Source organism: Streptomyces sp. NPDC059816 (assembly GCF_042732055.1).
In the GTDB taxonomy this organism is placed as follows: domain Bacteria; phylum Actinomycetota; class Actinomycetes; order Streptomycetales; family Streptomycetaceae; genus Streptomyces.
The window spans coordinates 20,984-34,798 of the sequence record NZ_JBHWIQ010000019.1 but is presented as its reverse complement, the minus strand read 5'-3'; the positions used below and the strand labels follow the sequence as shown (position 1 = coordinate 34,798).

Sequence of the window (13,815 nt, the reverse complement as noted above, 5' to 3'; positions counted from 1 at the left end):
GCAGACGGAGTGGACGGGGTGGACGGGGTGGGTGGCGGTGAGGGTGCCGTCGTCATGTTTCCCACTGTACGAGCTCCTTCTTGAACGTTAAACAAAATGGGCGTAGCCTCGACCGGAGGGAAGAACTTGAGACTTCAAGCATGCTGGGCCTTCAAACATCCCGCTGGCCTGGCGTCGAGCCGCTAAGGACCCACGCGTCTCACCACCCGCCCACCCCGGAGCCGTCACCATGACCCCCGTCACAGCCCACCCGGCCCACCCGGAGCCCCGCAGCACGCCCCGCATGCCCGCGCTCTACCTCAGCCACGGCGCGCCCCCGCTCGCCGACGACTCCGTCTGGCCCGGACAGCTCGCCGCCTGGTCCGCGGACCTGCCGCGCCCCCGGGCGATCCTGATGGTCTCCGCACACTGGGAAGAGGCCCCGCTCGCCCTCGGGGCGGTCGAGCGCACGCCCCTCGTCCATGACTTCTGGGGCTTCCCCGAGCGCTACTACGCCGTGCGCTACGACGCGCCCGGCGCACCGAAGCTCGCGGAATCGGTACGCCGACTGCTGCGCGCCCCTGGGGTGCCGGTCCAGGACATCCCGGACCGTGGTCTCGACCACGGTGCCTACGTGCCGCTGGTCGAGATGTACCCGGACGCCGACGTCCCGGTGCTCCAGATATCCCTGCCGACCCTCGACCCGCGCAAGCTGATGGACGTCGGGCGCAAGCTCGCACCACTGCGCGACGAAGGGGTGCTCATCGTCGGAAGCGGCTTCTTCACCCACAACCTCGCGGCGCTGCGGCACGCGGGCGGGGTGCCGGGCTGGTCTGTCGAGTTCGACGACTGGGGGCACCGCGCCCTCGACTCGGGTGACGTCGACGGACTGCTCGACTTCACCGTCAAGTCGCCCGCCGGCGCCCTGGCCCACCCCCGTACGGAACACTTCGCCCCCCTCTTCGTCACGATGGGTGCAGCCGACGCGGCCGGGGACCTGGACGCGCAGCGGAGCGTGATCGACGGCTTCTGGATGGGACTCGCCAAACGATCGGTGCAGTTCGGTTGAGACGGCTCGGCCGCGGGTCCGCTAGAAGACCGGCTCGTTGAGGTCGATCGCCCGTCGCGCCGCGGCCAGGGCGAGCGGACCGCCCACGTCGATCGCGGTGTCGACGAACTTGATGGTGTGGTCGTCGCCGTGTGCCGCGGCCCGCGCGAACAGCTCCGCCGCCGTTGCCGCGCCCCCAGACGGCGCCGCCGTCCCCGCAGGGTGCGGGTCCGTGGACCCGGGGCTGTAGGCGGCGGTCACCGCCGCGCTCGCCGCCCACGCCGTGGCGAGCGACACGGGCCACCATGCCTGGGGGAGCGCGGGCAGGGTCCGCAGTACGGCGTTCGGCGCGGTCGCCGCGTGCACCAGCATCACCGGCGCCCCGTGTCCGTGGGTGGCGTAGCGGTGCACGGCGGCGGCGACGAGCTCGGTCAGCGCGGCGCGGGCCTCGTACGGGTCGGTGGTGGCGGTGGCCGACCATGCGGGGAACGCGGTCAGCTGGGCCAGCCGGTCCTTGATGCCGCCGTCCTGCCGGGCGACCCGCGGCACGGCGTCCAGCGCGGCCGGTGCCGTCGTGACGGATCGGCCCGTCGCGAGGGCGGGCAGCGGCTGGTGCCGGGCGGCCCAGTAACCGAGCCCGTGGGCCAACTCCACGAGCCGTGGACCCGTCGCCGGTTCCGTCGTGGTGCGCGCTCCGGTAGCCGAGGGGGCGGACGGTGCGCCGGTCTCGTCCGCGAGCAGGGTGCGGACGGCGTGTCCCACTCGGATCGCGGGGTGCGTCGCGCCGCCCGCGATGCCGGGAAGCAGCCGCGGCCACCACTCGGCGAGTACTGCTCGCCAGGGTCGCTCCGCGCACTCCCGCACGAAGAAGTCCGTCCAGTCGGTGATCCGGCGGGGGTCGCCCAGGGCCTGTGGCCAGTTGTCACCTGTCACCCGCGCGTATGAAGCGGGCATGTCCTCCAACCTGTCGCGGTACGCGTCCAACCATCGGTGCACGACCTGCGCCTGACCGCCTCTGACCAGTGCCTCGACTGCCATGGGCGCGTGGTTGCTCAGCCAGCCCAACCGCTCCGGCCCCGAGGCGTGAAGCCGTTCCAGCGCCTCGTCGAGCGTGCCGCTGCGGTCGGGCGCGGAATCTGCGGGCGGTTCGTCGTGGAGGGGCGCGGTGGTGCCGTTGACCGTAGTGCTCTCCGGGGTGCCGGGTCCGTGAGGGAGTGGGGTCATGCCCGGCACCGTAGAACAGACGGTCGCCGACCGTAACGGGCTGGAGTCGTAGGTCCGGGGCAGGAGGGGGACACAGCCATGCCGGGCCCGGAGGTCAGCGGTCCCGTTGCAGGACCGCGAAAAAGATAACGGGGGGCGTGGTCGAGAGCGGCTGAGGGGTGTGCCGGCCGTGAGGTGGGATGGGTGGTCGGGGCGGGGGCGCTGCTGGGGTGGCGATCGACCGATCGGTGGGTCGAACGGCGACGAGGCAACTAATTCGTGACCCGGTTCGTCTTGACGGACGGGAGGTCGGGAAGCGGACCGCACCTACCTTCCGGGACGCGGTCGACCCGACGAACGTGAGGCAGGTCTCACCAGGCGCCCCAGGATTCTCTGACGGCACAGTGAACCCGCCCCGTCACCGTCCTGACCTGCGTATCCGTGGGAAGCGCGCTCAGTCATGCCCTTGTGGCGCCGCAGGATACTGCATGATCAGAGAAATCGACGAGCGCCATGGGAATTCTGTCCGGATTCCAGTCGTTGTTTCCTTCGGAAGCTGGGCACCCGCCAGGGTGAGCAGATGCACACGTAAGGACCTCTGAACCACTCGCTAGCAAGGGAGCACGCATGGCAACCCGTGCCGTCGCCCGTCGTCAGTCCGCCACCCGCGGGACCGACGCGGCAAGCAGTGTTCGCGCGGGAGGCGGCGAGATCGCCGATCGCGACCTGGTCGGCATGTACCTCGACGAGATCGCCCGGACGCCCCTGCTGGACGCGGCCAAGGAAGTGGAGCTGTCGCAGACGATCGAGGCCGGGGTGTACGCCCAGCAGATCATCGACGGCGAGATCGACAGCGACACCACGAAGAAGAAGGACGGCCCCTCCCAGGAGGAGCTGGAGGCTCTGGTCGCCGCCGGTGAGCGGGCCAAGGACGTCTTCATCCGGTCCAACCTCCGCCTGGTCGTCGCCGTTGCCCGCCGGTACCCGCGCAGTGGTCTGCCCCTCCTCGACCTGATCCAGGAGGGCAACGCGGGCCTGGTCCGCGCGGTGGAGAAGTTCGACTACCGCAAGGGCTTCAAGTTCTCCACTTACGCGACCTGGTGGATCCGCCAGGCCATCACCCGCTCGATAGCCGACCAGTCCCGCACCATTCGGCTGCCCGTCCACCTCGTGGAGGAGCTGGGCCGGATCCGTCGGGTCCAGCGCGAGTTCAACCGCGAGAAGGGTCGGGACCCCGAGCCGCAGGAGATCGCCGAGGAGCTGGACTCCACCCCCGCACGCGTCGTGGACGTCCTCGACTGGGCCCGCGACCCGGTCTCGCTCAACATGGCCGTCGATGACCAGGGCGATACCCAGTTCGGTGACCTCCTGGAGGACACCTCCGCCGTCTCCCCGGAGCAATCGGTGCTCACCCTGCTGCGCAGCGAAGAACTGGACGACCTCATCGGCCGCCTCGACCAGCGCACCGCCTCCATCATCAAGATGCGGTACGGCATCGACGACGGTCGGGAGCGCACCCTCACCGAGGTCGGCAAGGAACACGGCCTCACCCGTGAGCGCATCCGCCAGATCGAGAAGCACGCCCTCCTCGAACTGAAGCGGCTCGCCCGGGACACGGGCTTCGACGCCGCTGCCTGACCGGGCTGGGCCGGGCCGGGCTTCCCGAGGGGTCGCCCGTGCAGGCCCCTGGGTCGGGCGGCCGCGTCGGTCGACAGGGAGCGGGCGCGCCCGGCGGGGCGATCGCCCGGCCCGTGGCGGCGGTGATCCGACCTCTCCGGCTGGGAGCACGTGGCCCAGCCCGGTGGCACACTAGAAGAGGTTGCCGCACCACCTTCTTGGACGGGTGTGCGCACCGTGAGGGCATGCGAGCCGCCTTTCGGGGTACGGGAACCGGAGCGACCAGCGATTTGGGCATGAATCGCGTGCCTGCCGCTCACGAAAGCCACGGACATGAGGTACGTTCGCGACCACTGGGCAGGTGACCATCCGCCTCCCACGGCCGGGACGCGTCCATGACGCTCCCGCCACCCCATAGACGAGCCCCGGCGCCCACCCCCCCCGGCGCCGGGGCTCCCCCTTGCCCCGGGCCCTTGCCCCAGGTGTGCCCGGCACCGCACCGCCTCCGCTCACTGACCGGCACACCCTCGCGGCCCAGCCGCCGTCCTACTCAGGCAGCCCGGCCCGCCCGGCCCGCGTCAACCTCTCGCCCAGCTCCCGCACCATCGTCACCAGCTCCGGCGGGCCGTCGACCTCGAACGCGCATCCCACGTACGCCAGCCGGAACGTCAGCCACTCCAGTGCGTCCCCCGTGGTTCCGTGCAGCACGCACGTCCCGTCGTCCGCTGGCTCCGGGGTGCCGAACACGCTCGGCAGCCGACCCATGACCTCCTCCGCCGGTGCAGCGAACCTCACGGAGAACGCATAGGTCTTCCGCTGGCCCCTGATCCGGTCCCGCAGGAACTCGGCCGCACTGCCCTGGGGCAGTTCCCTCGGGGTGAAACGGGCACCTGTCGCCAAGGGCTCACCGGCCACCCGGTCCACTCGGAAGGTCCGCCAGTCGCTCCGCTCCACATCGAACGCCACCAGGTACCAGCGGCGTCCCGTGGACACCAGGCGGTGCGGTTCCGTGAGGCGACGGGACTCGGTGCCGTCCACCGAGCGGTAGGCGAACCTCAGACGCTCGTGGCCCGCGATCGCCGATGCCATCACGGTCAACGTCTCCGTGGCGATGGTGGCGCCGTCCCCACTGGTCAGGGGAACCGTCGCCGACTGGAGCACGCTCACCCGGTGCCGTAGCCGACCCGGCAGCACCTGCTCCAGCTTCGCCAGCGCCCTCACCGACGCTTCCTCGATCCCTTCCACCGCGTGGCCCGCGCCGGCCCGCAGACCCACCGCGATGGCCACGGCCTCCTCGTCGTCCAGGACCAGCGGCGGCAATGCCTTCCCCGCCACCAACCGGTACCCGCCGTCCGCTCCGCGTGCCGCCTGCACGGGATAGCCCAGTTCGCGGAGCCGATCGATGTCCCGACGCACCGTGCGGCGGGAGACCCCGAGCCGGTGGGACAGCTCCCCGCCGGGCCACTCACGAGGCGTCTGGAGCAACGACAGGAGTTGGAGGAGCCGAGCCGAAGTGTCTGTTGTCGTCATGCCCCACAGAATGCCGCGGAAAGAGGTCACGAGCTGACCTAATGAACCCCTAGCTTGAGCGGCATGACCTCACCGACATCTCCTTCGTCAACGGTGCCCGCGCCGGCGCCCGTTACCGAAAGTGGACCCTCTGCCGGCGCGCACCCGCTCGGAGGAGGGACCAGCCCCGCGGCCGACGCCGCCGGGTCCGCCCCGCCCGGTGCGGGCGCCACGGGCGCCCGCACGGGACCGGGGAGCGCTGATCCCGCACCCGGCAGCGGCACGCCGGACCGGCGGCGCTGGTTCGCCCTGGCGATCGTCATGACCGCGGCGTTCATGGACCTCGTCGACGTGACGATCGTCAACATCGCCATCCCCGCGATCCAGCGGGACGAGGGCGCCAGCTTCAGTCACATCCAGTGGATCACCGCGGGATACGCGCTCGCCTTCGCGGCCGGACTCATCACGGGCGGCCGCCTCGGCGACATCCACGGCCGCAAGAGGGTCTTCCTCATCGGCATAGCGGGCTTCACCGTCGCGTCCGCGCTCTGCGGACTCGCCGTCAACCCGGACATGCTGGTCGCCTCCCGCATCCTCCAGGGTGCGACGGCCGCGCTGATGGTGCCGCAGGTGCTGTCGATCGTCCACGCGACGTTCCCCGCCCACGAGCGGGGAAAGGTCTTCGGGCTGTTCGGTGCAGTGGTAGGACTCGGTGCGGTCTCCGGTCCGTTGCTGGGCGCACTGCTCACCCAGTGGAACCTCTTCGGCCTGGAGTGGCGGCCGATCTTCCTGATCAACCTGCCCGTGGGCGTCCTCGGACTGGTGCTCGGCCGCAGGTTCATCACCGAGTCGAAGGCCCCTCAGGCCCTCAAGCTCGACCTCGTCGGAGTCGCTCTGGTCACCGGCGGCCTGCTGATGCTGCTCTACCCGCTGACGCACGGAAGGGAGCTCGGCTGGCCGATGTGGGGGTACGCGTCGATGGTGGGGGCGTTCGCCGTCTTCGTGGCACTCGTCGCGTACGAGCGGCGCAAGGCGCGCCAGGACGGCTCGCCGCTGGTCGAACTGTCGCTGTTCCGGGTGAAGAGCTTCGCCGCGGGAATCGCCGTGCAGACCGTCTTCGGGATCGGCCTCGGCATCTTCTTCCTGGTCTGGACCCTCTACATGCAGATCGGCCTCGGGTGGAGCCCCCTGCGTGCCGGGCTCACCGGAGTCCCGTTCTCCATCGCGGTCTCCGTCGCCGCGGGCGTCTCGGTCCAGATGCTCGTCCCGCGCTTCGGACGGAAGGTGCTTCAGGCCGGTGCCCTGACCATGGCGGCGGGCGTGCTGCTCTACATCTGGGAGGCCGACCACTTCGGCGCGGACGTCACCGCCTGGCAGATGGCGCTGCCGCTCGTGTTCATGGGCATCGGCATGGGGCTGATCGTCGCGCCGCTGACGGACGCGATCCTGTCCGAAGTGCCGCGGCAGCACGCCGGATCGGCGTCGGGGCTGATCAACACCGTTCAGCAGATGGGCAACGCCCTCGGTCTGGGCCTGGTCTCCGTCGTGTTCTTCGGCGTCGTCGACGAGCGCGTGCCGCGGGCTGCGCTGGGCGAGGAGTTCGCGAACGGCTTCGAGAACGCGCTCAGCTACGTCGTTGTCGTCCTGCTGGTCATCTTCGGGCTGATGTTCCTGCTGCCGCGCAAGCCCGCCGGCACCGGGCTTGAGGCGGGGACCGCAGCGGACGAAGGGCCCGTCGACCCGGCCGCCGGTGCACCGGCAACGGCACCGGGTGGCTCGGCCGGCACCGTCCAGGAGGACGCGCAGCGCCGCAAGGTCCTCACGCACTGATCGCTCGGGCGGGCCCGTGTGAGGGTTCCGTCCGAGAGGGCCGCCCGGTGGACGCGGACTCCGTGTCCACCCGGCGGCCTCGTCGTGTCCACCAGGTGTGGCGCCCCCTCGTGCGGCGATCAGCCCCCGCAGAGCGCGCAGCCCTGAGCGAAGGGCAAGCTGCCACCCGAACATTCGGTTGGCGTCAAGGGCGATGGTCCTGTTCCTCATGATGGTCTCCCCCGTGAAAGTGCTGCGCAAAGGCTCTGTGGAGGGCCCCGTGTGGCGGGGCCGCGACCTTCTGCCGTAAACGGTAGCCCGGTCCTACGCATCTCGCTGGGCCTGTGGATAACTCCGACGGGACGGTGCCTGCTCCTCCAACGACCCCCGGAGTTTCCGTCATGCTGGGGCGCTCCTGTGCCGGCTCCCGAGTGGGTTCGTCAGGCAAATCGTTCACTCGCTCCCGGCCCGTCAACCCCACCGGTCCGCTCAACGGTGGCCCCGCCCTCCCAGGTGGCACACCATCACAGGCCATCATGTGAACCGGACATGGGGCGCCATGCGCCGCTTAATCCCCTTAGACCCCTGTTGTAGACCCCATCGCCTGAGGTCTACTGTCGACATGCCTGAGCACATGTCGTCCCTCCAGCAACTGGGCGCCGCCGCCCTCGTGCTGGCTGCCGTCCTGTGGACGGTGATTTTGATACGGCTCCTGCGCAGGGAACCCCGCCCGGGCCCGTCCGCTCCACGGCCTGGCACCTCCCAGGCGGGCCCCTTCCAGACGCGCCCCGACGTCACCGGCGATGCGGTCGACATGCCCGCGGCACCCGCCCAGCCGAATGTGATCAGCCCGTTCGCGCACCGCGCGCGCCGCCCCCGCACCCACCATCACCGCGCCGTCAGGACCGGTCGGGCAACGCTACGCGCCCTGCCGCGCCAGCACACACCTATCACCGACTCCGTCACCCTCACACCGACTGAGCGCGCCACGTTCGACGCACTAGTTCGGCAGTGGGGCCACGACGATCCGCCGCCCCAGCCCTGAACCCCGCCGGACCCGCGGACGCATCACCGCAGGCCTACGGCGGACCGTGCTGCACAGGCGGGTTCCGGTTCACGAGAACGTCGAAGACGCCGAGGCGTGAGGTGTCGTGGTGGCGGGCGAGCACAGGCAACGGGCAAACGGAACCGTCAGCCCGACTGCTGAGCCGCACTGCTGGACGGGCGGCGAGGAGGATGCGCGGCTCTAGGCTCCGGGAGCCCGTGAAGCGCGCCGCTCCACCGCCTCGCGGGCAGCGTCCTCGCTCTCGTAGACCTCGCACATGTGACGGCCGTCGGGCGTCGCCGTGTGCTCGACCTCCCAGAGGCTGACCTCGCGCCCGTCGCTCAGGAGGAACGCATGCTCGTACAGCGAGAACGAGAACGCAGTCACCCCCTCGACACTGGGCAACGGTCGCCCGAACGCCTGCGTGATCTGATGTGCACAGGCGTTCTGCAGGAGGAGGGCCATGTCCGCGCCGGGCCCGTCGGTGTTCTCGGCTCGACGCAGTAAACGGCGTGCGTGGTCCGCGGAGTCATCCGGCGCGTAGTCGTGGCGAGGTCGAGGTGCGGGCGCCAAATGGATCACTACGGGCAACTCGAAGTCCGGGGTCTCCGCCGGGAGGGGCAACCGGGTCGTGGCGGTCCGCACGTCTTCTTCTTCCGTGTACAGCTCGTGCAGCAACTGCCCGCGCCCGCCGGGACCCGTGTTGTGCACCAGCTCCCACAAGGTGAGCGCACTGCCGTCAGCGAGCAGCCACGTGTGACGGTACGTCTCGCGGTGCAGCCCCCTGCTGTGGTGCGCGGAGTGCAACGAACTGTCATGCGCGAGCGCGCAGTCGAGGCGGCTTATGGTCTCGTCCGGCAGTTCGAAGGAGTTGAGGGCACGCCCGAGGAGTCGAGCGAGATGCTCCTCAGGAGACTCGGACGACTCGGGTGGCTCGTGCGCCGACGCATGCGGACCGCTCAAGGCACCTCCCCGTGTTAGCTGCTAGTCACTTCGTGGGTGCATACCGTAGCCCCTCCATGGGACGTCATGTCCAGGAACCGGGAAAACGTCCGAGCCGCGCAGGAAGTTCCCGCGCGACGCGCAACACCCCGACCTTCACATGACAATCCCGTATCCAAGGATCACTCATTCCCACGAGGTGCGATCGCCAATACCCGTATGCACCAACACGCCTGATGGAGTGACGGGTACGAGACATCCGCTTCCGACGACAACTGGCCGACGGGAGCGGCGACCGACGAGGCGTCCCCAGGTACGACGAGGCCAGCGGGAGGTTGACGGCGGCTGTGGATGACTTGAAGCCGCCCCTGTCCGACGGCAGGTCGATCCCGGGGTGACTCGACGGGAAGAACGAAGGACGAAGGTCGGCCCCAGGCTATACGGCGCTGCCGGCCAGCCAAGCGTTCCAGGGCATGTTCCACCCGTTGAGGCTGTTGGCAGGTGCGATCGTCGTACCGGGAGAGTCCTTCACCGCCAGTACCCTCCCCCCGCCATTGAGCTGTCGTAGAAGCGCCCACCTGGTGCGTCGCCGCTCGCCCCCTGCGTATCTCGCAGGCCCACACACCCGTGGCTGGTCCCCGTCCTCCCGAACGGCGGGTTCCCATGTGGGTCCCAGTAGTTGCCGTGAATGAACGTTCCTGTCTGCGAAAGACGCATGGCATGCGGTACATCCGGGATGTCGTACTCGCCTGCGAAGCCGACGGTGGCACCGTTCATCCTTGTCTGGTTCAGCGTCTCGGACACCGCCATCTTCCCGTTGTGCGTCGGGGCCTCCGGGTTGCCGGCCGAGTTCGGGATCGTCTCCACGACCTTCCCGTTGTGTTTCGCCTTCCTCGTCTGTGCCTTCACGTCCACCGTGGACGCTTGTGAGCGCCCGATGGTGAAGGTTGCGCGTTTGCGCTGCACTCCGTGGATGCCGTCCGCTCCCTCGACGCCGTCCAGCTTGATGTCGACGATGACGTGGGAGCCGGACTCCCAGTTGGCCCTTCGGTCGAAAGTCGAGGCGCCGCTCACCGAACCAACGACCGACCGCCCGCTGGTCACTGCTCGACGTCACCTTGATCCTGACCTGCACGGCCTTGCGGTTGACGATGCCCTTGTCGAACGCGAACGAGTCCGGCGTTCCCACGCCCACCGCGCCCCCAGCACCGCCTTGCCGGTCGAGGCGTCCGTCATGGCGACCTCGGTCAGCGTGCCTTCCGCTACCTGCACCCCGGTTCCGTTGACGGGCGCGCCGGTGGATCCGTCCTTGGCAGAGATAGCCATGCGAGCAGGCGGTGCCTCAGCGGTGCCGCGGCTGTCCTTGTCGCCGCTCTCGCTGTTCTCGTCGGCCTTGGCGTCGCCGCCGCACGCGGTCAGTACCAGTACCCCCATGGCCAGTGCCGCACGGGCCATCGTGCCCCGCCGCCGCAGGCAGCTTCCCGAAGTTGACGGCCCGTGATCAGGAGCGGTGATTCCCGGCTGAGGGGAGTACGTGAATCGTGCTGCCTTGGTCCTTAATGCGGCGAGCTGCTTCAGTTGCTCGCAATTCAAGTGATCTAGGTGATTTGCTCAAGTGTGAGAAGGGAGTCGGCTCGGTGCCGAATCGTTCCTTCGGGTTTCGGCTCGTGACTGTCCGGCATGTGACCGCTGAGATCAGCCGTCGTGCAACTCCGTCAACTCCGTGTAGGAGGGAAAGACGCCTCCCGTTCCGGTCGTCGACTTCGCTGCCCGCACGGCGCGAACGATCGCACGCGTCACCATGTCAGCCCCGGCGGCGAGCACGTCGTTCAGTGCCAAGGGGCCGTCCGGCGAGAGTGCGCGCTGACCCGATGCGAGGGCGAACACGGTGTCACCGTCGTTCAGTAGGTGCACCGGACGTACGGCCCGAGCGATCCCGTCGTGTGCCGTACCGGCGAGCTTCTGGGCCTGGGCCCTCGTCAGGTCGGCGTCCGTCGCCACGACGGCCAGCGTGGTGTTCAGGGGAGGCGCGGCCAGCCGCGCCGACGCCGTGTGCCCCGCGGACTTCGCATTCCTCCGGGCGGCGTCTTCGAGCAGCCGTTCGGCCCGATCGAGTAGCACCCGATCGGGATAGGTCACCTTGCCCTCGAAGTACTCCCCGTACAGCACACCCGTCCGTGCGTCCCATGCGGACCCGGCTGCGTTCGCCACCACCAGCGCGGCCACGACCACCCCCGAGGCCAAGCGCGTGCTGGCCGTCCCCACTCCGCCCTTGAGACGACCCACGACACTGCCGGTGCCGGCACCCACCCCACCCACGGGAACCGGCGCACGGAGACCGCTGGCAGCTGCTGCCTCCACTGCTGCCCTACCGGTCGACGCGTCCGGCCGCGCCCGGAAGTCACCACCGCGCCCCAGGTCGAAGACGCATGCCGCGGGAACGACTGGTACGACGTGTGAAGGGTCCGAGCCGACTCTCACGCCTCGGCCCCGGTCCTCCAGCCAGCCCATCACGCCGGTCGCCGCGTCCAGTCCGTACGCGCTGCCTCCGGTCAGCACCACCGCATCGATGCGCTGCACCACATTGCGAGGGTCGAGCGCATCCGTCTCCTTGGTGCCGGGTCCGCCTCCGCGCACGTCGACGGCGGCCGTGACCCCGCCTTCCGGCGCGAGTACGACCGTGGTCCCCGTCAGATAGCCGCCCCCGACCAAGGTCGCATGGCCGACCCGCAGTCCGGCCACATCGGTGAGCGCGTCCACCAGAGCGGGCAGGTCAGTCGGCTCCTGGGCGCTGTCCGCAGTCTGCTCCGTCATGGACCCTGCGTACCACGTGTCGTAGCCACGTACGTCGAGGTGACCACCGGGTCGTGAGCCGGTGTCCGCGCAGACCATGCAGACCGCGCAGGCCGCGGAGCACGTGCCGGCCGGCTGCCTTGAACAGTGCCGTCCACACCTGGACCAGCAGCAGGACCATCGACGATTCGCCGCAACACACAGTGCGGTCCGTAGGCGCTTCGGGTGTCGCCCCCTGCGTCCGTTCGCTGACCGCGGGTCCCGGGACGTGGTTCCGCGGCTCGCTGCGTGGGACCTGTACGCGGTGGTGTTGGCGGGCGGGCGCGTGGCTGCGGGGACCTCCCGGGCGCGGGCCGCTCCCCGAACCCCTGCGCCGCGCCGTCTGCCCGTCGGCTCCCGTCGAGCCGCGACTCCCGCGGAGTGCGTTGTTCGCCGCGCGGGGTGCTCCGGGGGCCGTACGAGGTCGTTTCCGTGGCGCGGGCGGCACCGTGGGGGTCAGCCCATTGCTCGTCCTGACGTCCGACGGGCCGTCCGCGACGACAGGGCCACGCCGACCGTGATCGTGACCGTCAGCACCAGCCCGGCTGCCAGCACGGACCATTGGCCGGCGAACGTGCAGGCGAGGACCGCCAGGGTCGCCGCCGGCATTACCGACCGCCCCGCGATCCCGTGCTTGGAACGCCGGGCCAGCAGCCACCACACGGTCAGCAGGTACACCGCGGTGGGGATCGTCACCGAGGCGCTCGCCGCCAGCTGGGAGACGTGGACTTGGCCCACGGCGTGTTCCACGAAGATCTCGGTGCCCGCGCCGATCGCCGCCGCCGAGCCCAGCACCAGGTAGTGGCCGTACCCCCACAGGAACGCCTGGCGGTTGCTGATCGTGCGGCTGCGGTTCGGCACCGCAAAGTAGATCCACCACGCGGCGAACACGATCAGCAGACTGCCGATCGAGACGGGAATCAATTGGCCCAACTCGTCGTGCTCGTCGACGGCCGACTTCACGGCGACGGTGGCCGCCGCGATCGACTCGCCCAGCACGATGATCGTGAACAGTCCGTACCGTTCCGCGATGTGGTGGGGGTGCCACGCCGTCGAGTGCTTCCGCTCCGCCACTGCCGGCACGGACAGCTCCGCGACCGCCATCACCAGGAACGTCCACGGGCGGGCGTCCTCCGGGAGGAGCAGCAAGAACAGCCACCCCACCTGGCACAGCGCGATGCCGATCGCGTACCGCATGGCCGTGCTGCGTTCGTCCCCGGTGCATCCGCGCGCTGCCCTCAGCCACTGGGTCACCATCGCGAGGCGCATGATCAGATAGCCGAGCCAGACCACGAAGAAGTGATGCGCGAACGCTTCCGACACCCCGGCAGCCAGCACCAGGACACCTGCCATCTGCACCAGCGTGACCACTCTGAACAGCGCGTCGTCGTTGTCGTAGGCCGACGCGAACCAGCTGAAGTTGACCCACGCCCAGAAGATCGCGAAGAAGACCATCGCGTAGTTCAGCACCCCCTCCCCGGCGTGGCCCTCGGCCACGGAGAGCACCAGCGAGCCGCCCGCTTGCGCGACGGCCACCACGAAGCACAGGTCGAAGAAGAGTTCCAGGGGAGACGCCACACGGTGCGCTTCGTCCTGTCCACGGGCGACCAAGGGGCGCAGTGGCCCCCCGGGCCCGGCCGCCGACGGGGAGCTGGAGGAGGTCATGCCAGCAGCTCAACAGACGGGGGCGGCGACCCGGGGCCGCGGACGCCCTGTGTCGGCCCAGATACCGCCTAACGCGCACTGCGGAGGGTCCGTCCGCGAGGGCCTGTGGGGTCCTGCCCTCGGCCCGCGGGCGGGCACCACCCTCCCGCGGGCGGGGGTCGGGCCG

9 protein-coding genes and 1 pseudogene are annotated in these 13,815 nt (G+C 69.9%); 4 read left to right on the top strand and 6 right to left on the bottom strand.

The window, feature by feature from the left end:
- Positions 1-229: 229 nt before the first annotated feature.
- Positions 230-1,048 (top strand): dioxygenase, encoded by an 819-nt coding sequence (locus ACFV88_RS24190; protein WP_385493926.1) that lies wholly within the window; start codon positions 230-232, stop codon positions 1,046-1,048.
- Positions 1,049-1,069: 21 nt separating this feature from the next.
- Here ACFV88_RS24190 and ACFV88_RS24185 read toward each other — a convergent pair whose 3' ends face one another.
- A complete protein-coding gene (locus ACFV88_RS24185; protein ID WP_385493924.1) occupies positions 1,070-2,251 on the bottom strand; it encodes a questin oxidase family protein in 1,182 nt (393 codons plus the stop codon).
- A 606-nt stretch (positions 2,252-2,857) separates the two neighbouring features.
- Here ACFV88_RS24185 and ACFV88_RS24180 point away from each other — a divergent pair.
- Positions 2,858-3,868 carry an RNA polymerase sigma factor RpoD/SigA gene (locus tag ACFV88_RS24180; RefSeq protein WP_385493923.1) on the top strand — a complete coding sequence of 337 codons (1,011 nt, stop codon included), beginning with the start codon at positions 2,858-2,860 and terminating at the stop codon, positions 3,866-3,868.
- Positions 3,869-4,393: 525 nt separating this feature from the next.
- Here the strand turns inward: ACFV88_RS24180 and ACFV88_RS24175 are convergent.
- Entirely contained in the window at positions 4,394-5,377 is a 984-nt protein-coding gene (locus ACFV88_RS24175) for a helix-turn-helix transcriptional regulator (protein WP_385493922.1), read from the bottom strand.
- A gap of 300 nt (positions 5,378-5,677) precedes the next feature.
- On the opposite strand from ACFV88_RS24175, the gene ACFV88_RS24170 reads away from it, so the two are divergent.
- Both ACFV88_RS24170 and ACFV88_RS24165 read left to right on the top strand, forming a co-directional pair.
- Positions 5,678-7,186: an MFS transporter gene (locus tag ACFV88_RS24170; RefSeq protein WP_385493921.1), complete on the top strand. Its 1,509-nt coding sequence runs from the start codon at positions 5,678-5,680 to the stop codon at positions 7,184-7,186.
- Positions 7,187-7,787: 601 nt separating this feature from the next.
- Complete coding sequence (locus ACFV88_RS24165) at positions 7,788-8,210, top strand: hypothetical protein (protein ID WP_385493920.1); 423 nt, start codon at positions 7,788-7,790, stop codon at positions 8,208-8,210.
- A gap of 201 nt (positions 8,211-8,411) precedes the next feature.
- Here ACFV88_RS24165 and ACFV88_RS24160 read toward each other — a convergent pair whose 3' ends face one another.
- From ACFV88_RS24160 to ACFV88_RS24145, 4 genes and pseudogenes are all read right to left on the bottom strand, one after another.
- The gene (locus ACFV88_RS24160) at positions 8,412-9,173 is read right to left on the bottom strand and encodes a DUF6227 family protein (RefSeq protein ID WP_385493919.1); all 762 of its coding nucleotides are present in this window, start codon (positions 9,171-9,173) and stop codon (positions 8,412-8,414) included.
- A gap of 415 nt (positions 9,174-9,588) precedes the next feature.
- Positions 9,589-10,607: pseudogene (locus ACFV88_RS24155) on the bottom strand (Ig-like domain-containing protein).
- A 240-nt stretch (positions 10,608-10,847) separates the two neighbouring features.
- Positions 10,848-11,966 carry a P1 family peptidase gene (locus tag ACFV88_RS24150; RefSeq protein ID WP_385493918.1) on the bottom strand — a complete coding sequence of 373 codons (1,119 nt, stop codon included), beginning with the start codon at positions 11,964-11,966 and terminating at the stop codon, positions 10,848-10,850.
- 474 nt (positions 11,967-12,440) lie between these two features.
- Positions 12,441-13,649, bottom strand: coding sequence for a low temperature requirement protein A (locus ACFV88_RS24145; RefSeq protein WP_385493917.1), 1,209 nt, complete (start codon positions 13,647-13,649; stop codon positions 12,441-12,443).
- Between the last annotated feature and the right edge of the window lie 166 nt (positions 13,650-13,815).

What these genes read in the sequence shown, in the direction of transcription:
- ACFV88_RS24190 (WP_385493926.1), top strand. Translation starts at nt 230, where the DNA reads ATGACCCCCGTCACAGCCCACCCGGCCCACCCGGAGCCCCGCAGCACG.
- ACFV88_RS24185 (WP_385493924.1), bottom strand. Translation starts at nt 2,251, where the DNA reads ATGACCCCACTCCCTCACGGACCCGGCACCCCGGAGAGCACTACGGTC.
- ACFV88_RS24180 (WP_385493923.1), top strand. Translation starts at nt 2,858, where the DNA reads ATGGCAACCCGTGCCGTCGCCCGTCGTCAGTCCGCCACCCGCGGGACC.
- ACFV88_RS24175 (WP_385493922.1), bottom strand. Translation starts at nt 5,377, where the DNA reads ATGACGACAACAGACACTTCGGCTCGGCTCCTCCAACTCCTGTCGTTG.
- ACFV88_RS24170 (WP_385493921.1), top strand. Translation starts at nt 5,678, where the DNA reads ATGACCGCGGCGTTCATGGACCTCGTCGACGTGACGATCGTCAACATC.
- ACFV88_RS24165 (WP_385493920.1), top strand. Translation starts at nt 7,788, where the DNA reads ATGCCTGAGCACATGTCGTCCCTCCAGCAACTGGGCGCCGCCGCCCTC.
- ACFV88_RS24150 (WP_385493918.1), bottom strand. Translation starts at nt 11,966, where the DNA reads ATGACGGAGCAGACTGCGGACAGCGCCCAGGAGCCGACTGACCTGCCC.
- ACFV88_RS24145 (WP_385493917.1), bottom strand. Translation starts at nt 13,649, where the DNA reads ATGACCTCCTCCAGCTCCCCGTCGGCGGCCGGGCCCGGGGGGCCACTG.